This is a genomic window from Gemmiger formicilis (assembly GCF_018784445.1).
GTDB lineage: Bacteria > Bacillota > Clostridia > Oscillospirales > Ruminococcaceae > Gemmiger.
Genome location: NZ_WQOH01000052.1, coordinates 42136 through 59122 on the forward strand (window position 1 = coordinate 42136; position 16987 = coordinate 59122).

A 16987-nucleotide genomic window follows, 5' to 3' on the forward strand; every position below is an offset into this window, starting at 1 on the left:
CAGCACTTCCGAAGATTGCATGATGACCTTGCAGACAGCCGAGATATTGATACGGCGCTGTTTTGCGGAACTTGACCAAGGCGGCTTTGTTTCGTTTGCCTTTCAAGGCGGAGAACCAACCTTAGCAGGGCTGGATTTCTTTCGGTTCTTTACGCAGACAGTGCGAAAGTACAACCAAAAGCGTGTAACGGTGCAGTACGCCATCCAGACAAACGGCCTTGCTGTTGCCGAAGAATGGGCGAGATTTTTCCGCGAAGAGAACTTCCTTGTTGGTATCAGCTTAGACGGTACGCCAGATGTACATGATGCTTTGCGCCCGGATGCTTCCGGCGACGGAACATGGGCAAGGGTCATGCAGACGATCGAACTGCTGCATCGATACGGCGTGGAGTGCAATCTTTTATGTGTCGTCACCAAACAGTTGGCAAAAAAAGCGGAGCGCGTGTATAAGTCCATGAAGGCTACAGGGGTGCGCTATTTGCAGTTCATTCCTTGTCTGGACCCGCTGGGCATGCCGCAGGGGCAGCAGAACTACTCCCTCACGCCAGAGCTGTACGCGCGGTTCCTGTGCGCCCTGTTTGATGCCTGGTATCGAGACTGGAAAACCAGCACCTATGTCAGCGTCCGCCTGTTTGAGGATTATATCCATTTGCTCATGGGTGGCCCGGCGGTGACCTGTTCCACGACCGGCCGCTGCGGCGGCTATATGGTCGTGGAGGGTAGCGGTGTGGTGTACCCGTGCGACTTTTTCTGCCTGGATGCCTACAAACTCGGAACCGTGCAAGCCGACACCCTGCATTCGCTGCTTGCCAGTGAAAAAATGCGGGTGTTTATCGCTGACGGCTGGCAGATCCCCGCAGAATGTCAGCCATGCAGATGGGTACACCTGTGCCGCGGCGGCTGCAAGCGTGACTGTGATCCCGCCGACAAAGCGCAGCGCAGCTACTACTGCAAAGCCCTGCAAAAGTTTTTCGCCTATGCGGAACTGCGCCTGTGCGAGATGGCCCGCGCCGTGCAGATGTATCGCTGAAAAAGGAGACCGATTCTATTGCACAAGAAAAATAAATACTGGCAGCTGTTTCTATCGACCTTTAAATTGAGTGCCTGCACCTTCGGCGGTGGGTTTGTCATTATCCCGTTGATGCGGGAACGCTTCGTGAAAGAACTGCACTGGATCGAGGAAGAGGAAACGCTGGACCTGACGGCGATTGCCCAATCAAGCCCCGGATCTATTGCCATCAACGCCTCGATTCTGATGGGCTACCATGTAGCAGGCATCCCCGGCGCACTGATTACTGTGGTGGGCGCGGCGCTGCCACCGCTGATTATCATCTCCATCATCTCCGCGTTCTATCAGGCGTTCCGCTCCAACAAGTATGTGAGCATGGCAATGGCCGGTATGCTGGCCGGTGTGGCAGCGGTCATCTTTGATGTGGTCATCAACATGGCGTGGCCCATCCTGAAAAAGAAGCGCTGGCTGCCCATCGCGGTTATGCTGGCAGCTTTTGCGGCGACCCGTTTCTTCTCGGTGAACATCATTTTGATTATCCTCGTCTGCGGCGTCATCGGCGCGCTGGATACCATGTATCTACAAAAGCGGGAGGGTAGCAAATGATCTACCTTGAATTATTCTGGAGCTTTTTCCAAGTTGGCCTGTTCAGCATCGGCGGCGGGTATGCAGCCATGCCTTTGATTCAGGACCAGGCCGTGGAGATTCACCCCTGGCTGACGATGACGGGATTTGCGGATATTATGGCAATCGCCGAAATGACCCCGGGGCCTATCGCCCTTAACGCGGCAACCTTTGTGGGGATTCAGGTGGCGGGGCTGCCTGGGGCACTGATTGCCACGATTGGCTGTATTTTCCCGTCCTGCGTCATCGTCATGGCGCTGGCCTACATGTATTACCGTTTCCGCGGCCTTAGCGTTATGCAGGGTATCTTGGCCGGGCTGCGCCCCGCTGTTATTGCCATGATTGCTTCTGCTGGCATTTCCCTGTTGTGCATGGCCCTGTACAGGCAGCGCACTTTCCCGGCGGATCTGGGCAGCATGGATCTGATTGCACTGGCAATTTTCCTCATGGGCTTTTTTGTTCTACGTAAATGGAAGCCCAGCCCTATCAAGGTCATGGCGGGGGCTGCCGTGGCCGGTGTCGCGCTGTACAGTATCGCGGCATAAACAAAACCAGAGAGGATGTATATACAAATGAAGGATATTTTAACTGCATGGAAATGGAATGGCTCAGTATCAGAGCCGATTCCCTATGGCGAAGGGCATATCAACCAGACGTATGCCATCACGGTAACGTCAGTGCAGGGGGCAAAACGCTACATCCTGCAAAAAATCAATACCAATACATTCAAAGACCCGGCCGGTTTGATGGAAAACGTCTGCGGTGTTACAGATTTTTTGCGCGAAAAGGCTAAGCAGCGCGGGGCTGACCCGGCGCGTGCTACGCTCCATGTGGTGCCTACCAAAGAGGAAAAGCCCTATTATCAGGCTACTGATGGTAGCTGCTGGCGTATCTATGAATTTGTAGAGAACACTGTCTGTTTGCAGCAGGTGCAGTCGGCTGAGGATTTTTACCAGAGCGCTGTTGCATTTGGCAATTTCCAGCATCAGTTGGCTGAATATCCGGCACACACCCTGCATGAGACGATCCCGCACTTCCACGATACGCCCAAGCGCTTCGCTGACTTCCAGCGCGCCGTGGCTGAGGACCGCATGGGTCGTGCCGCACAGGTGCAGCGCGAAATTGAGTTTGTCCGCGCCCGCGAAGCAGAGTATCACGTTATGGTGGATCTGCTGGCGGCGGGTAAGCTGCCGCTGCGCGTCACCCACAACGACACCAAGCTGAACAATATCCTGTTCGACAAAACAACCGGCGAGGGCCTTTGCGTTATCGACCTTGATACCGTCATGCCGGGCTTGGCCGCCAACGATTTCGGTGATTCCATCCGCTTCGGTGCCAACCACTGCGCCGAGGACGAAGCTGACCTCTCGAAAGTCAATTTCAGCATGGAACTGTTTGAAATTTACACCAAGGGCTTCTTGCAGGCAGCAGGAGAAGCGTTCACCCCGCTGGAAAAGCAGACCCTGCCGTGGGGTGCCAAGCTGATGACGATGGAATGTGGTATGCGCTTCCTCGCTGATTATCTGGAGGGAGATCACTACTTCCACATTAACTACGAAACCCAAAACCTCAACCGCGCCCGCACCCAGTTCAAGTTGACTGCCGATATGGAACGGAACTGGGATGCCATGCAAAAAGTAATTGAAAAATACTGCTGATACCACTAATCTGCTTTTTCATTTTGCGGTTTGTGTTTTGCAGTAGAATGCATCATGCAAAATCGTGTTTTCTCCTTCCTTAACTCCCGCGCCTAATGGCCGGGGGGCATAAGAAAGTAATATTGCTTTTTGCAGGAACGGCATGGCTTTGGTCATGCCGTTTCCTCTTTCATCAGTTCATTCAGCGGGATAAAACCCACAAGATCATAGGAAATGCGGATGTTCTGTCGCCGCTTGCCGCTGCTCTTGTTGGGTGCTTCAATATAAACTCCTTTGACAAGCTCACGCAGAGCATACGGGGTAAGCTCGTCCAAGTCCTTGTATTTGTGTGCCCTCTGGATAAACTGCTCCAAATTTTCAATCTGTCGTTCCTGTACTTCAATATCCTGCTGCAAGGTCTGGATTTCCACTTTAGTCGCTGTCCTCGCCGTAGTATTCGCTGTGCAGCTTTTCGCCGGAGCGATAGGCGGCAGACGCAATAGCGGATTGTCCTGCACTGCGCTTGATTTGTGTGACATGAAAATGATATAGAGCGATACTCAATACCTCTCTTTCTGTTCTGCCCGGTTGTGTTCGTTGACCGCTTCCATAAGCAAGCCTTTGACCTCCGGGACGGCAAGAGCTTTTTCAGCAAAGGCATAAAACTCGGTTTCGGTCAAAACCTTTGTCAGCGGTGCAACGCTTTCGATGGCTGCGCCACGGGTGATAAGGTGGTGCGCTCGCTTGTGCCGACCTCCTTTTTCGTAATAGGTGATACGGTTTTCAATCTGTTGCTTTTTGTGTTGGAGCTGCGAGAGCTTGCGTTCATTTTCCGATTTCTCGGCTTCCAGTTCGGGAATAGTTTTCTGTTTTGCCATAGTGTATGACCTCCTTGTTTTTTGGTGGGGATATAAAAAGGCCGCCTACCGAAGATCGGTAAACGGTCTATTTCTAAACGGTACTGTTATTTAGCTTCTTAATTCATCAACGTTTCGTCAGATCCTAAAGTACCTCGATATTTTAGATAGATTTTTTGATTCTCTCCAATTCCCTTCTGTTGAACAAAAGCATACCCAGCAATTTTCGAATAACGTTGTCCAGTTCACAGCAAACATGCTGCACAGCCCAGTTCTTACGACTGTACTCAGAATAGTCAAATGCGAACCGCCCATCCATGAACTCGGAAGCATATGTTTCGATTACTGTTTCAAAGGCTAAGAAATCGCCGTGCGCAATTTTGTTTCTCATTTTTCTAAAGAGTTCAGCCTGCCGCTTTGTATCACTTTCTGGACCAAGCAGCTCAAAAAACTGCGGCAATTTAGCGTCGAGTTCACTTTCTTTGTGCCTTTCGAGAAAAAGCTGGCACAACGAAAAGGCTTTAATCAAATGATTCTCATTGTACTCGTTATCCTTGTGGATGGTATTGACCAAGTAATCGAAAAGCAAATAGTCATTCCTTGAGCATAAGAAGCTGTCAAAGAGCTTTCCCCACTCCTGCAAGGCCAAAATGTACTCAGCGGATTCCTCACCACCCCAGAAAATACGCCAATAGTCAATTCCGTCGTGGTTTGAGGAGAACGTCCATTGCGGTACAGGCTTCGGGATTGCATAGTCGGGTTGGTCTGAATGGGCCATGAAGTTAATGAAGTCTATGATTTTCTCGGAATAATCTTCTTCACACAACCGCCCATCAAAACAATTGGTGTCCCAACCACCAAGAGGCATGTCCGTATAATCATAATCTTGATAGATGAAGATCATTTGATCTGCAATTTTTATATAGTGCTCTTGCTCAAACTCTCCTGGAAGGAGCTCATCTGGAAACAGTGTTTGATATAAATTGATTATCCCGCAGGGATAGTTCGTCCCAAGTTTTTCTTGATAGATTTTGTTTGCCTTTACAGCCAGTTCGAGTTCTTCGGCCAGAGCGTTTCTCCATTCATTGTATTCTTCGTTGGGAAGATTGGCGATGTATAACCCAAGTTTTTCAGATATGCAAATTGGTTCAATTTTTCCGTAAAAGTTTAATACAACCATTTTTCCTCCCGAAAACTAATGAGCAGCCTATCGTTTTCCACGTTCTTTGCGACTGAAAACATAATCGTCAGCTTTGGGATCATAATGAGATGACATTCCTACGATATCGTCTGACGCTATGTAGTCCATATATTCCATCCAAGCATCTAATGGTATGCGATAAAGAACTTTATTGCGATCAAAGTCAGAGGTTACACTGAAGCTATCGATTATGCCGTCTTCATTGAATACAACAAAAAACATATAGGAATGTATCAGCCAATTGCATACGTTCTTTCCCGTAACTACAACTTCTTTCTCGTTTTCCCAGTCATGACTATCTTCCTCTGGCCATCGATGGAGCCGATCAACGGGCTTAAGTGGCTGAACCGAACAGACTTTCAGTGAATAGTTTTCAGATTCGTCGCTGAGTTTTCCTCCGCAATCAATCAGTTTGCGAATAATGAACGCAGAATAGAAAATTGCCTTTTCGATGACCGTATATGTGGTGTCATCATTCTTCTCGAAGTGTTCTGCTGTATTGTATTTGATAATCAGATTTTTACGTCTACGCAAATCCTGTTTCCATGGAAAACTTTCAAAAATCATGATGACACCTCAAATCATTTGCTAATCAGATCCGGTATGTTGTCAGTGTTGGGAGTAGTTTCATAGCCGGGGAAGCGCAAATCAACAAGCCACTATTTATATGACCGTTGTACCGCTTCCTCCAGTAGCTTAATCTGCTTCTGGTTATTTTCAGTCAAAGCATCATAAGAAGAAAGAACTTCTACAATTCTATGTTGTGTCGTAATATTGGACAGACTGATTTCAAGCATTTTAATACTCCAGCATAACATCGGATATTCAATTTTCGGCAAGGTCAAATGCAAGCGCTCAAGCCGTAAATTTCTTGACTCTACAGGCTTTTCTGGTGTTTGTCCATAAATAACGCCCGCATTTGCAAAGCCGTCTGTTAACAGTAAGTACACTGTGGATAGCCGCATAACGGCGCAAGGGGTGCTGACCCTTGTTCGGAACGAAGTGACGCAAAACAACCTGGACTTCAATCGTCCTCCGGGCTGCCTGCCTCGCAGAGCGCACATACAGGGCTTGCCCCTGTATAGAAGTGCGCCCTTTGTTCCAAAGGGATTTCTTCGTAGCTGCTAATTAGATGTTAATTCTCATATTCTGCAACTTAAACATATCGTCACATACAATGTGGTCATACTTGTCCATCCGTAAGACCTCATAGGGGCAGCGGGGCAGATCATAGGCGGGTTTCCACTTTTCTGCAAGCTCTCTCGGCAAGCTGTAAAACAAGGTCAGCCATGATTTGTCGCTGTTCTGTGGTATTTCGATGATTTCACCGGGCAGCACTACAATGAAAGCATTCGGGCTTTTCCGCTTCTCCATAAGCGTCACCTCCAATCGTTTTGAAATAGCCCTCTACTATATATGGCATGAGAAAGGCTGAATTGTTCCAATGTTTCCAAAAAATTTTGATATTTTTTGAAAAAATCTCGGAATGGATGGGATAGGATGATTATAGCTTCATTATACTCGAAACCTGTGAATAAATCTATTGCTTTCAGTTAAGGGCAAAAAAATAACGGGTACTCGGCTTTCACCGAATACCCGTTATCTCATTTGCCAACCCCGTCTGACAGATGCCATAATCGTAATTTCTTGAATTACTTTCTTATGAGCCCCCGTGTAACAAGCGCGGGAGTTTTCCGTGATACAGCAAGTTGTATGTCCACAGTGAGGCTAATAAGGCCATACATTGCAATTGATTTTTTTGATATTGGAAACTCAGTACGGTTGATACTAAATGCGAATTATTGACTAAAATCGCGCCGACAATGCACTGTCGGCGCGATTTTATATGCTGTGGAGTTTTCGATATTTGCCCGGAGCCTCGGCCTTATAGCGGCGGAACATCCGGTTAAAGTAGCTGGAATCACTGAAGCCGCAGCTATATGCGATCTCCGTGATGGGATCTTCGGTGGAGCATAATAGCTCAGCGGCACATTCTACCCGGTAGTAATTCAAATAGTCAATAGGGGAGCGCCCGGTTATGCTGTGAAAGACCCTGCAAAAGTGTTCGGGGGTCATTTCTGCTGTGGAGGCGAGATCTTCCAAGGTGATGCGGCTGGCGTAATTCTTTCGGATGCGCTCTAAGGCCGCTTTCATTTGGGCTGTGCTGCGGTCATTTCGCTTATTTCCGGGAGTGGAAACTGTGTACGAATGCTGCAAAAGGATTTGACCGAACAGCTGCCACATCAGACCAATCGTCACAAATTCATATCCCTCCGGCTCCTTTTCCATTGCCTCAAAGAGCCGGTCAATCAGTTGGCAGGTTACGGAGCCGGCCGGTTGATACGGCTCGATTTGTGCGCCGCGTTCAAAAAGCGCATTGTATTTTGCCTGACATACGGAGCCGCTGCCGAGGAAGCGGTTCATATCAAAGACAACACACTCGTAAACGCAGTCGTTGGGGGTTCCGCCGTGAACGGCCCCGGCTGAAATGATGGCGGCATCTCCCTTGTGTAAAAGGTAAGATCGTCCATCAATCAGCAGAGAAAACTCCCCGCTCAGAACCAGCATAAGTTCAAATTCCATGTGCCAGTGAAATGGCATTTCATAGCGCGGGTGCATTTTATCTACATAATAAAGCTCAATGGGAAAGTCAAAAGTGCCGCGCGTACTGCTTTCATGGGAAGCCAGAAACTTCATGGCAGGCATCTCCTAAAATATCAATATCGTCCAATACAATATCATTATACGCAAAGACGAGGGCAAATTGCAACAGTATAATACAAGTAAAGGACAAAATCCACTTTAGGAGGTACAAACTGTGCAAATCGAAGAAATCAAAGACCAAATCTGCGATGTCTGCCATAAAATGTGGCAGCTTGGCTGGGTCGCTGCCAATGATGGTAATGTCTCGGTTCGGTTGGAGGACGGAACTTTCCTTGCAACGCCTACGGGCATGAGCAAGAGCTTCATCACGCCGGACAAGCTGCTGCGTATTGATGCAAAGGGCAATGTGCTGGAAGGGGCAGAGGGCCTGCGCCCGTCCAGCGAAATCAAGATGCACCTGCGCTGCTACGAAAAGCGCGCCGATGTAAATGCTGTTGTCCATGCCCATCCGCCGGCAGCCACCGGCTTTGCCGTGGCACATCGCCCGATGGATATGTACAACATGATTGAGGATGTGGCAGCCATCGGTGCTGTGCCGCTGACTCCGTATGGAACTCCCAGCACGACGGAGGTGCCGGACGCAATCGAGCCGTATCTCAACGACCACGATGTTATGCTGCTGGAAAACCACGGTGCGCTGACGGTGGGCAGTGATGTCATCACCGCCTATTACCGCATGGAGAGTCTGGAACTGTGGGCAAAAATCACGATCAACGCAATCATTCTCGGCGGCAGCTACGATATTGACCGCAAGAATATTGATAAGCTCATCAATCTCCGCTCCTACTACAAAATTACCGGCAAACACCCCGGCTATCGCAAATTTGAGCGACGCGAAAAAGGTGAGCCGACGGACAAATAAGGAGACACCGTATGCTGAAGAACATTCCGCCTATCCTTAGCCCGGAACTTCTGAAAGTCCTCTGCGAGATGGGACATGGCGACGAAATCATTCTCGCAGACGGAAATTTCCCGGCTGAAAGCATCGGCAAAGATGCCATTGTGGTTCGTGCGGACGGGCACGGAACCGAAGAACTGCTGGAGGCCATCCTGCAATTTCTGCCGTTGGATCAGTATGTGGAAAAGCCTGTCGCACTGATGAAAGTGGTAGATGGCGATCCGTGCAAGCCGACTATCTGGGATAGCTATAAACAGAAGTTGAACGAGAGCGGCAATGACCCGGCTAAAATTGAAATGGTGGAGCGCTTTGCGTTTTATGAGCGCGCACGCCATGCCTATGCGATTATCGCCACCGGGGAAAGCGCAATCTATGCCAACGTACTTTTGAAGAAGGGCGTGGTTCAATGAGTAACACAGCAACTGTGCTGGCCTTCGATTTTGGCGCTTCCAGTGGACGTGCGATTCGAGCCGTGTACGATGGCCAAAACCTCACCTACGAGGAAATCCATCGTTTTGAAAATGTCCCCATCGAAAAGGACGGTCATCTCTGCTGGGATGTGGAAACACTGCTGAAGGAAATCCACACAGCCATTCAAAAGGCTGGTACATTTGACAGCTTAGGATTTGATACATGGGGCGTGGATTTCGGCTTACTGGATGCGGACGGCCATCTGCTGGCAAACCCGGTTCATTATCGCGATGCCCGAACGAATGGCAAACCGGAACAGGCCGCTGCCCGTATGCCCGCAGAAGAATTGTATGCCCATACCGGCAATCAAATCATGGCAATCAATACTTTGTTCCAGCTGCTGGCTCTGCGTGAGCAGGACCCGGAACTGCTGCAAAAGGCCGAGCATATTCTTTTTATGCCGGATCTGTTCGCAGCTCTGTTGGGGGCCGAGCCGGTCTGTGAGCGCAGCATTGCGTCCACCAGTCAGATGCTGGACCCCCGCACAGGGCAGTGGAGCAGGGAAGTGCTGGCCGCCTACGGCTTGCCGGAAAGCTGCTTTGCGCCCATTGTCGCCAGCGGTACGGTGACAGGTACACTTGCAGACGGTGCAAAAATCATTGCGGTGGCAGGGCATGATACACAATGCGCCTCGTCCGCTATGCCGTGTGCCGAGGGGGATGCCGAACATACGGTATTTCTCTCCTGTGGCACATGGAGCCTGCTGGGAACGGAATTGGATGCCCCGATTCTGACGGCGGACAGCTGCCAAAGCGGGCTGTCCAATGAACTCGGTGCAAACGGGAAAATCAATTATCTGAAAAATATCATCGGTCTTTGGCTGATTCAGGAAAGCCGCCGTGAGTACAAGCGCCGTGGACAGGCATATTCTTTCGCGGAGCTGGAGCAACAGGCACTTGCCGCCGAACCGCTGCGCAGTTTTATTGACCCGGATGCACCGGAATTTGTTGCCCCCGGCGACCTGCCGGGCAGAATACAGGAATTTTGCCGCAAAACCGGCCAGCCCGTCCCGGAAACGGTGGGAGCCGTAATGCGCTGCATTTATGAGAGCCTTGCTCTGAAATATCGCTATGCGATAGAGCAGCTCTCCGCTGTAACAGGTCGAGCATTTACGACCCTGCACGTTTTGGGCGGCGGCACAAAAGACCGTCTGCTTTGCCAGATGACGGCAGACTGCTGCGGCCTTACAGTAAAGGCAGGCCCGGTGGAAGCTACGGCGCTCGGCAACATTATGATTCAGTTGAAAGCCTTGGGGTTGCTGGACTCCATCACACAAGGACGCCGGCTGATTGCGGAGACAGAGGTCATTAAAACATATACCCCAAGCACACAGAACTATGCGGAATGGAACGCCGCTTATGATCGTTTCAAAAACCTACTATAATAAGGAAGGTGCAACTATGCTGTATCCTAAAATTGGTATTCGCCCTGTCATCGATGGACGCTGGGGCGGCGTCCGTGAAAGCCTGGAAAATCAGACGATGCGCATGGCAGAAAATGCCGCCAAGCTGATTTCGGAGAACCTCAAGTACCCCGATGGTACGCCGGTGCAGTGCGTGATCGGCTGTACGACGATTGGCGGTGGTGCCGAGGCGGCCCGCGTGGCAGAGCAGTTCTCTACCCAGAATGTTACGGCAACGCTGTCTGTGACCCCCTGCTGGTGCTACGGTACCGAAACGTTCGATATGGATCCCAACACCATCAAGGCAGTCTGGGGCTTCAATGGCACCGAGCGCCCCGGCGCGGTGTATCTGGCTGCGGTTCTGGCAGCACACGCCCAGCGCGGTCTGCCTGCTTTCTCCATTTATGGCCATGACGTGCAGGAAGCCAACGATGATACGATTCCCGATGACGTGGCCGAGAAAATCCTGCGCTTTGCCCGTGGTGCTGTTGCCGCAGGCTGGATGAAGAACAAGGCCTACGTCAATATTGGCGCTGTGACGATGGGGATTGCCGGCAGCTTCTGCGATGCAGGTGTTCTGCAAAAGTATTTCGGCATCCGCGCCGAGTGGGTGGACGAGGTCGAAATCCTGCGCCGCATTTCCATCGGTATCTATGACCACGACGAATATGAAAAGGCGCTGGCATGGGTGCGTGAGAATTGCAAAGAGGGCTTTGATAAGAACCTCGGTAAGAACCTGCCGCCTGTCATCACGAAGTCGAAAATTGTTCCGGCCGACAAGGATTGGGAGTTTATCGTCAAGATGACCCTGATCATCCGCGACATTCTATACGGCAATCCGCGTCTGGACGAGATGGGCTGGCATGAAGAAGCACTCGGTCGCAACGCTGTGGTCGGCGGCTTCCAGGGTCAGCGGCAGTGGACAGACTGGCTGCCGAATGCTGACTTCACCGAAGCCATCATGGCTTCCACCTTTGACTGGAACGGCCCGAAGGCCCCGACCCCGTTCGCTACCGAGAATGATACCTGCAACGGCATTGCCATGATGCTGGGCGGCCTTGTTTCCGGCTCTGCACCGTGCTTCCATGACGTGCGCACCTACTGGAGCCCGGAAGCCTGCGAGCGTGTGACTGGGCAGAAGCCTGACGGCGTTGCCGCCAACGGCTTTATTCACCTCATCAATTCCGGCGCGACAGCTTTGGATGGTTCCGGTGCCTGCGTGGATGCCGAGGGCAACCACGTGATGAAGCCGTTCTGGGAGATGACCGATGCGGACATCAAGGCATGCCTGAACGCCACCGATTGGTGCCGTGCGGACTATGAGTACTTCCGCGGCGGCGGATATTCCAGCCACTTCCGCTGCAAGGCAGAGATGCCTGTTACGATGCTGCGCTTCAACATTGTGGAGGGCATTGGACCCGTCTTGCAAATTGCCGAGGGCTGGACGGCTGATCTGCCCGACGAGATCCACAACATCATCGACAAGCGCACCGACCCGACCTGGCCGACCACATGGTTCTGCCCGCGCCTGACCGGACAGGGTGCGTTCACCGATGTGTACAGCGTTATGGCAAACTGGGGTGCCAACCATGGCGTGACCGTTTACGGCCATGTGGGTGCTGACCTCATTACACTGGCCAGCATGCTGCGCATCCCTGTTACGATGCACAATGTCCCTGCCGAGAAGGTCTATCGCCCCCACGCATGGGCCAGCTTCGGCACACAGGATCAGCAGGCTGCGGATTATGCTGCGTGCAAGCAGTACGGGCCGCTGTATCGGTAAGTTACCTGTCGTAAATATTCTGCCGGAAAGATTTTGACATAGCCCTTAATACCAGTTAAGGAGAGGTTTCCTTGGAAGCCTCTCCTTGTTTTTTTCATTTGGAGGTATACAATAAATTCAAAAGATAAAAAGTACCTTGAGGCCTCTTTTCTCAAAGTGCGGTTATAAGCCATTGCCTATAACTTAATAGGCTTTTCCTCTATACGGAGAACCGCATTATGAGTTTGTCGAATGAATAACTCTGGCAATTCCACGCGAAAAACGAAATGGAGTTACCACTACCATATGCGAATCCTGACGGTACATGCTCCACACAGGTGGACATATACTGAAGAATTTGCGTGTGTCAATTTTCAATTCGACAAGATTCTTTGTCGCTGTCGTTCACCACCAGTATTCCCATCGAAGAAAAAATGATGGGAGTACAGAAATGATAAAAAAGAACGATGGCATATCCAAAGATGATATATGCCAAAACCAATTCACTGCTTATGTGGTTTTGGCAGTAAAACGAAAACGCCAATCTTACATAAAGAAGAAACAGAGAGAGCATGAAAAAGAAACCAGAACTAAAAAGGAGGCAGAACAATCCGAATTTAGAACCGCCGGGTATGATATGTGGAGCAGAATGGAGCCGCAAAATGAAAAACTGATGGCTGCTATGCAGCAATTAAGTCTCAAAGAGAGGTTTGTTGTCACAGAGTATGTCCTGAAAGGAAAGCCCTTTAAGGAAATTGCTCAAGAAACAGGACTCAAAGAAAAAGGAGTGGCATCTGCCTATTATAGAAGCATTAAAAAGCTGAGAGCCGAAATGGGGGATGTAAAATGACTTTTATGGAACTGTTACTCTCAGCTAAATTGGGAAGTACATCGGCCTTTGAAGAACTGTTTGCGAGGTACAAAAATCTTTTGCGAAAATATTCCGTAGTAAACGGTGTATTTGACGAGGATTTATACCAAGAACAGTGCGTGCTGTTTGTACGCTGCATTGAAATTTTTGATGTGAACCGATAATAGAAAAGGGGCTGTTGCACAAGGAAAAATTCCAAGTGCAGCAGCCCCTTTACGGTTAAACGGTTCCAAAAGCACCAAAACGCTCGCCATAGGCCCCCTGATTTTCCAAAAAGAGATAACTCAAACAGGCCCTTCTGAATAACGATTGTTTTCCAGAGGAGCCTGTTTTCCAATTCTTCAAAAATCAGAAATTCAGGTATGCTTTAGGCTGAATCAAATGCAGATTTTGCAGTCCACTGTTGCACTTTGCCAGCAGATGAGCAATGTTTTGGGAAAGCCCCAAGAACAGAAGCTCAGCCAGAACTTTGACCTTGCCGCCGGTAAGGAAACGCTTGAAATTCCGATTGTGCTTTAGCTGTCCGAAGGCACCCTCTGCCTGAATAGAACGGTTGCAGCGCAGCAACTTTCCTTCCTCGGTGGTAATGTTGTGATACGAATTATTGCGCAGATTCTGAAATTCCCAGCAGACAAAAATTTCCTTGAGCCTTTCGCTGTCTTTAGCCTTGCAGCAGGCTGCACGGTAAGGGCAGTCGGAGCAGTCCTCGCAGCGGTAAACAGAGATTTTGCGCTCTGTACCGTCCTTCGCATGGGAGGTATAGTGAGAACTGAGATCCAAATGTCTGCCGTTCTTGCAGATAAAGCAGTCATCCGGTTCGTAATAGCCCATGTTTTCCATTCTGCCAACCTGTGACTTTGAAGAACGCTTTTTCCCCGATTCATAGTTGGCGGGCTTAATAAATGCGGTCTGGCCATTTTCAAACAGCCAGCGGTAATTGGCCAGACTTTCATAGCCGGAATCAGCCACGACATTGCGATAGGATTTTCCGTGCTTATGCCATAAATAGGTCAAAAACGGAATCAGCGTGCCGAAGTCTGTTCTGTTGCTGAATACGCCAATGCCGGTTATGAAACCGCTGTTGACAGCAAACTGAACATTATATCCGGGTTTTAGCTGACCATTGCGCATATGGTCGTCTTTCATATGCATAAAAGTGGCATCTGTGTCTGTCTTGGAATAGCTGTTGCGATTTTCCCCGCAAATTGTCTTCTTTCTGTTGTACTCCATCCAGCGGCGATAAGCTTCCTCGCCACAACCTCTATAAGGACCTCTTTGCTTACTTCGGTAAGCAAAGTGGCCGCACATTCTGAGCCTATTGTCAAGTATTTAGAAGAAAAAATCCCTCTATACCAATTTCTGCGTTGGTGTAGAGGGATTGCCTATTTAACTTAGTGACATTGCCTTTATCGGAATAGCTTTTTCCTTTATAACAACCCCGTCTTACAGTTGGGGAGAAACGCTTAGCGCTTCAGTTCCAGCAACGCATCACCCTGCTTTACGGTGCCACTGGCTTTAGCTTCGACAGCGGCATAGTCATCGGTATTGCAGACAATGACCGGCGTGGTCACGGGATAGCCTTCGGCCTTAATGGCTTCCAGCTCAAAGCGGATCAACGGCTGGCCCTTCTTTACCTTGTCGCCATCGTTGACGAGGTAGGTAAAGTGCTTGCCACCCAGCTTGACCGTATCGATGCCGATGTGCATCAGCAGTTCGGCACCGTCAGCCGTGGTCATGCCTACGGCATGGTGGGTCTCAAAGGTGGAGGAGATCTCACCGTCAGCAGGTGCCACCAGTTCACCGTCGGAAGGCTCAATGGCAATGCCATTCCCCAGTACACCGCTGGCAAAGGCTTCATCCTTCACATCGGCCAGCGGCACTACCGTACCGTTCAGGCAGGCAGACAGCACGGTATCCTTTGCTGCGGGTGCGGGTGCGGCTGCCGGCGAGGGAGCGGCACCCGGGTCTTTGGGTGCACTTTCCAGATAATCTTCCAGCTTTGCCTTGATGACGGCCACCTTGGGGCCATACACCACCTGTACGCCGTTGCCCTTGCAGATCACGCCGGAGGCGCCGGAGGCTTTGAGCACATCCTGTTTGACCAATGCCGCATCTTTGACCGTGCAGCGCAGACGGGTTGCACAGCAATCCACATCGGCCAGATTAGCGGCACCTCCCAGACCTTCCACGATCAGTGCACTGACCGGGTCATTTCCGGCAGGCACACTGCCGGAAGCAGCATTGCGGGCGTTCACGTCCGCACGGGTGTACAGCTTGACTTCCTCGGCATCATCGCGACCCGGGGTCTTGTAGTCAAACTTGGAGATCATAAAGCGGAAAATGATGTAGTACAGCACAAAGTACACCGCACCGACCACGACCACCCACACCCAGTGGGTCTTGGCGTTGCCCTGCATCACACCGAACAGCACCAGATCGATGAGACCGCCGGAGAAGGTCATGCCTACGCCCACATTCAGGATGTGCATCAACATGAAGGACAGACCGGCCAGTACGCAGTGCACCGCGTACATGGGTAGTGCCACGAAGATAAAGGTAAATTCCAGCGGCTCGGTAATGCCGGTGAGGAAAGCCGTCAACGCAGCAGACAGCAGCAGGCCACCTGCCGCCTTTTTCTTTTCAGGCTTGGCGCACTGGTACATAGCCAGCGCCGCGCCGGGCAGGCCGAACATCATAAAGGGGAACTTACCGGCCATGAAGCGGGTAGCACTGACCGAGAATACAGTGGTGGACTTGGAAGCCAGCTCGGCAAAGAAGATGTTCTGTGCGCCGGTCACGGTCACGCCGTCGATGATGGCGGTGCCACCCACAGCGGTCTGCCAGAACGGCATATAGAACACATGATGCAGTCCAAAGGGAATCAGCGCACGCTCCAGCAGGCCGTAAATAAAGGTGCCTGCGTAGCCGGAAGCCAGCACCAGTGCACCCAGCGCGGCAATACCGTTCTGCACCACCGGCCAGATATAGAACATGGCAATGCCGACCACCAGATACACAATAGAACTGACGATGGGCACGAAGCGTGTGCCGCCAAAGAAGGCCAGCACTTGCGGCAGCTCGATCTTATAGAATTTGTTGTGCAGTGCCGCCACGCCCAGGCCGACCACGATGCCGCCGAACACACCCATTTGCAGCGTTGTGATGCCCAGCATGGTGGTGGTGGAGTTGGCAGGCATAGCTTCTACACCGCCCGCCGCATTGATCATGGCCTGAATGGCCGTATTCATAATGATATAGGCCACTGCACCGGACAGTGCTGCGACCTCTTTTTCCTTGCGAGCCATGCCGATGGCTACGCCCATGGCGAACAGCAGCGCAAGATTGTTGAACACCGCATTGCCGGTCTGACTCATCACGTCCAGAATGGTATAAATGAGGGTGCCCGGATGGATGACGCTGTTCAGGCCATAAGCCGCCAGCATCGTTTCGTTGGTGAACGAGCTGCCGATGCCCAGCAGCAGGCCCGCCACAGGCAGCAGTGCAATGGGCAGCATAAAGCTGCGTCCCACGCGCTGCAGCACGCCAAAGATCTTGTCTTTCATCTTAAGTTCTCCTTTTCCTAAGTTCGTA

The 16987-nt window shown here is 50.8% G+C and carries 20 protein-coding genes and 1 pseudogene; 10 read left to right on the forward strand and 11 right to left on the reverse strand.

The window, feature by feature from the left end; genetic code table 11:
* The 4 genes from GPK89_RS12710 to GPK89_RS12725 all read left to right on the forward strand — a co-directional run.
* Positions 1-1030: radical SAM/SPASM domain-containing protein (locus GPK89_RS12710; protein ID WP_215693624.1), on the forward strand; the 1030-nt coding region annotated here is incomplete at its 5' end.
* Positions 1031-1048: 18 nt separating this feature from the next.
* Complete coding sequence (locus GPK89_RS12715) at positions 1049-1615, forward strand: chromate transporter (RefSeq protein ID WP_078785177.1); 567 nt, start codon at positions 1049-1051, stop codon at positions 1613-1615.
* The gene (locus GPK89_RS12720; protein ID WP_078785176.1) at positions 1612-2178 is read left to right on the forward strand and encodes a chromate transporter; all 567 of its coding nucleotides are present in this window, start codon (positions 1612-1614) and stop codon (positions 2176-2178) included. Before GPK89_RS12715 ends, GPK89_RS12720 begins: the two co-directional genes overlap by 4 nt.
* A gap of 27 nt (positions 2179-2205) precedes the next feature.
* Positions 2206-3291, forward strand: a complete 1086-nt coding sequence (locus GPK89_RS12725; RefSeq protein WP_242943453.1) for a phosphotransferase enzyme family protein — start codon at positions 2206-2208, stop codon at positions 3289-3291.
* Between the two features lie 18 nt (positions 3292-3309).
* Here GPK89_RS12725 and GPK89_RS12730 read toward each other — a convergent pair whose 3' ends face one another.
* From GPK89_RS12730 to GPK89_RS12765, 9 genes and pseudogenes are all read right to left on the reverse strand, one after another.
* Positions 3310-3447, reverse strand: a complete 138-nt coding sequence (locus GPK89_RS12730) for a hypothetical protein (protein WP_159447034.1) — start codon at positions 3445-3447, stop codon at positions 3310-3312.
* Positions 3444-3701: a DUF4368 domain-containing protein gene (locus GPK89_RS12735; RefSeq protein WP_242943452.1), complete on the reverse strand. Its 258-nt coding sequence runs from the start codon at positions 3699-3701 to the stop codon at positions 3444-3446. Before GPK89_RS12735 ends, GPK89_RS12730 begins: the two co-directional genes overlap by 4 nt.
* Positions 3702-3705: 4 nt before the next feature.
* Positions 3706-3828, reverse strand: a pseudogene (locus GPK89_RS16335) (MobQ family relaxase); the annotation flags it as partial.
* A 2-nt stretch (positions 3829-3830) separates the two neighbouring features.
* Positions 3831-4148 (reverse strand): DUF3847 domain-containing protein, encoded by a 318-nt coding sequence (locus GPK89_RS12740; protein ID WP_215693626.1) that lies wholly within the window; start codon positions 4146-4148, stop codon positions 3831-3833.
* A 142-nt stretch (positions 4149-4290) separates the two neighbouring features.
* On the reverse strand, positions 4291-5307 hold the full coding sequence (locus tag GPK89_RS12745) for a hypothetical protein (RefSeq protein WP_078785172.1): 1017 nt from the start codon (positions 5305-5307) through the stop codon (positions 4291-4293).
* Between the two features lie 27 nt (positions 5308-5334).
* Positions 5335-5895 (reverse strand): hypothetical protein, encoded by a 561-nt coding sequence (locus tag GPK89_RS12750; RefSeq protein ID WP_078785171.1) that lies wholly within the window; start codon positions 5893-5895, stop codon positions 5335-5337.
* 92 nt (positions 5896-5987) lie between these two features.
* Positions 5988-6278: a hypothetical protein gene (locus GPK89_RS16340; RefSeq protein WP_242943451.1), complete on the reverse strand. Its 291-nt coding sequence runs from the start codon at positions 6276-6278 to the stop codon at positions 5988-5990.
* A 178-nt stretch (positions 6279-6456) separates the two neighbouring features.
* Entirely contained in the window at positions 6457-6702 is a 246-nt protein-coding gene (locus GPK89_RS12760) for a hypothetical protein (protein WP_078785170.1), read from the reverse strand.
* A 468-nt stretch (positions 6703-7170) separates the two neighbouring features.
* Positions 7171-8025 (reverse strand): AraC family transcriptional regulator, encoded by an 855-nt coding sequence (locus tag GPK89_RS12765; RefSeq protein WP_215693628.1) that lies wholly within the window; start codon positions 8023-8025, stop codon positions 7171-7173.
* Positions 8026-8146: 121 nt separating this feature from the next.
* Here GPK89_RS12765 and GPK89_RS12770 point away from each other — a divergent pair, with 121 nt between their 5' ends.
* The 6 genes from GPK89_RS12770 (at position 8147) to GPK89_RS12795 (ending at position 13560) form a co-directional block, all read left to right on the forward strand.
* Entirely contained in the window at positions 8147-8854 is a 708-nt protein-coding gene (locus tag GPK89_RS12770) for a class II aldolase/adducin family protein (RefSeq protein WP_078785168.1), read from the forward strand.
* 11 nt (positions 8855-8865) lie between these two features.
* Positions 8866-9300: an L-fucose mutarotase gene (gene fucU / locus GPK89_RS12775; protein ID WP_215693630.1), complete on the forward strand. Its 435-nt coding sequence runs from the start codon at positions 8866-8868 to the stop codon at positions 9298-9300.
* A complete protein-coding gene (locus GPK89_RS12780) occupies positions 9297-10745 on the forward strand; it encodes a rhamnulokinase (protein ID WP_215693632.1) in 1449 nt (482 codons plus the stop codon). Before fucU ends, GPK89_RS12780 begins: the two co-directional genes overlap by 4 nt.
* 16 nt (positions 10746-10761) lie before the next feature.
* Positions 10762-12546: an L-fucose isomerase gene (locus GPK89_RS12785; RefSeq protein ID WP_215693634.1), complete on the forward strand. Its 1785-nt coding sequence runs from the start codon at positions 10762-10764 to the stop codon at positions 12544-12546.
* A gap of 430 nt (positions 12547-12976) precedes the next feature.
* Complete coding sequence (locus tag GPK89_RS12790; RefSeq protein WP_215693636.1) at positions 12977-13375, forward strand: sigma-70 family RNA polymerase sigma factor; 399 nt, start codon at positions 12977-12979, stop codon at positions 13373-13375.
* A gap of 5 nt (positions 13376-13380) precedes the next feature.
* Positions 13381-13560: a helix-turn-helix domain-containing protein gene (locus GPK89_RS12795; protein WP_242943475.1), complete on the forward strand. Its 180-nt coding sequence runs from the start codon at positions 13381-13383 to the stop codon at positions 13558-13560.
* Between the two features lie 184 nt (positions 13561-13744).
* On the opposite strand, the gene GPK89_RS12800 is transcribed toward GPK89_RS12795, so the two are convergent.
* Positions 13745-14704, reverse strand: coding sequence for a transposase (locus tag GPK89_RS12800; protein ID WP_078785513.1), 960 nt, complete (start codon positions 14702-14704; stop codon positions 13745-13747).
* A gap of 155 nt (positions 14705-14859) precedes the next feature.
* Complete coding sequence (locus GPK89_RS12805; RefSeq protein WP_078785514.1) at positions 14860-16959, reverse strand: PTS transporter subunit IIABC; 2100 nt, start codon at positions 16957-16959, stop codon at positions 14860-14862.
* Between the last annotated feature and the right edge of the window lie 28 nt (positions 16960-16987).

Excerpts from the sequence above, each read along its gene's own strand:
- GPK89_RS12720 (WP_078785176.1), top strand. The coding sequence starts at position 1,612 with ATGATCTACCTTGAATTATTCTGGAGCTTTTTCCAAGTTGGCCTGTTC.
- GPK89_RS12745 (WP_078785172.1), bottom strand. The coding sequence starts at position 5,307 with ATGGTTGTATTAAACTTTTACGGAAAAATTGAACCAATTTGCATATCT.
- GPK89_RS12780 (WP_215693632.1), top strand. The coding sequence starts at position 9,297 with ATGAGTAACACAGCAACTGTGCTGGCCTTCGATTTTGGCGCTTCCAGT.
- fucU (WP_215693630.1), top strand. The coding sequence starts at position 8,866 with ATGCTGAAGAACATTCCGCCTATCCTTAGCCCGGAACTTCTGAAAGTC.
- GPK89_RS12760 (WP_078785170.1), bottom strand. The coding sequence starts at position 6,702 with ATGGAGAAGCGGAAAAGCCCGAATGCTTTCATTGTAGTGCTGCCCGGT.
- GPK89_RS12785 (WP_215693634.1), top strand. The coding sequence starts at position 10,762 with ATGCTGTATCCTAAAATTGGTATTCGCCCTGTCATCGATGGACGCTGG.
- GPK89_RS12740 (WP_215693626.1), bottom strand. The coding sequence starts at position 4,148 with ATGGCAAAACAGAAAACTATTCCCGAACTGGAAGCCGAGAAATCGGAA.
- GPK89_RS12805 (WP_078785514.1), bottom strand. The coding sequence starts at position 16,959 with ATGAAAGACAAGATCTTTGGCGTGCTGCAGCGCGTGGGACGCAGCTTT.
- GPK89_RS12765 (WP_215693628.1), bottom strand. The coding sequence starts at position 8,025 with ATGAAGTTTCTGGCTTCCCATGAAAGCAGTACGCGCGGCACTTTTGAC.
- GPK89_RS12795 (WP_242943475.1), top strand. The coding sequence starts at position 13,381 with ATGGAACTGTTACTCTCAGCTAAATTGGGAAGTACATCGGCCTTTGAA.
- GPK89_RS12790 (WP_215693636.1), top strand. The coding sequence starts at position 12,977 with ATGATAAAAAAGAACGATGGCATATCCAAAGATGATATATGCCAAAAC.
- GPK89_RS12800 (WP_078785513.1), bottom strand. The coding sequence starts at position 14,704 with ATGTGCGGCCACTTTGCTTACCGAAGTAAGCAAAGAGGTCCTTATAGA.
- GPK89_RS12750 (WP_078785171.1), bottom strand. The coding sequence starts at position 5,895 with ATGATTTTTGAAAGTTTTCCATGGAAACAGGATTTGCGTAGACGTAAA.
- GPK89_RS12730 (WP_159447034.1), bottom strand. The coding sequence starts at position 3,447 with ATGACCAAAGCCATGCCGTTCCTGCAAAAAGCAATATTACTTTCTTAT.
- GPK89_RS12725 (WP_242943453.1), top strand. The coding sequence starts at position 2,206 with ATGAAGGATATTTTAACTGCATGGAAATGGAATGGCTCAGTATCAGAG.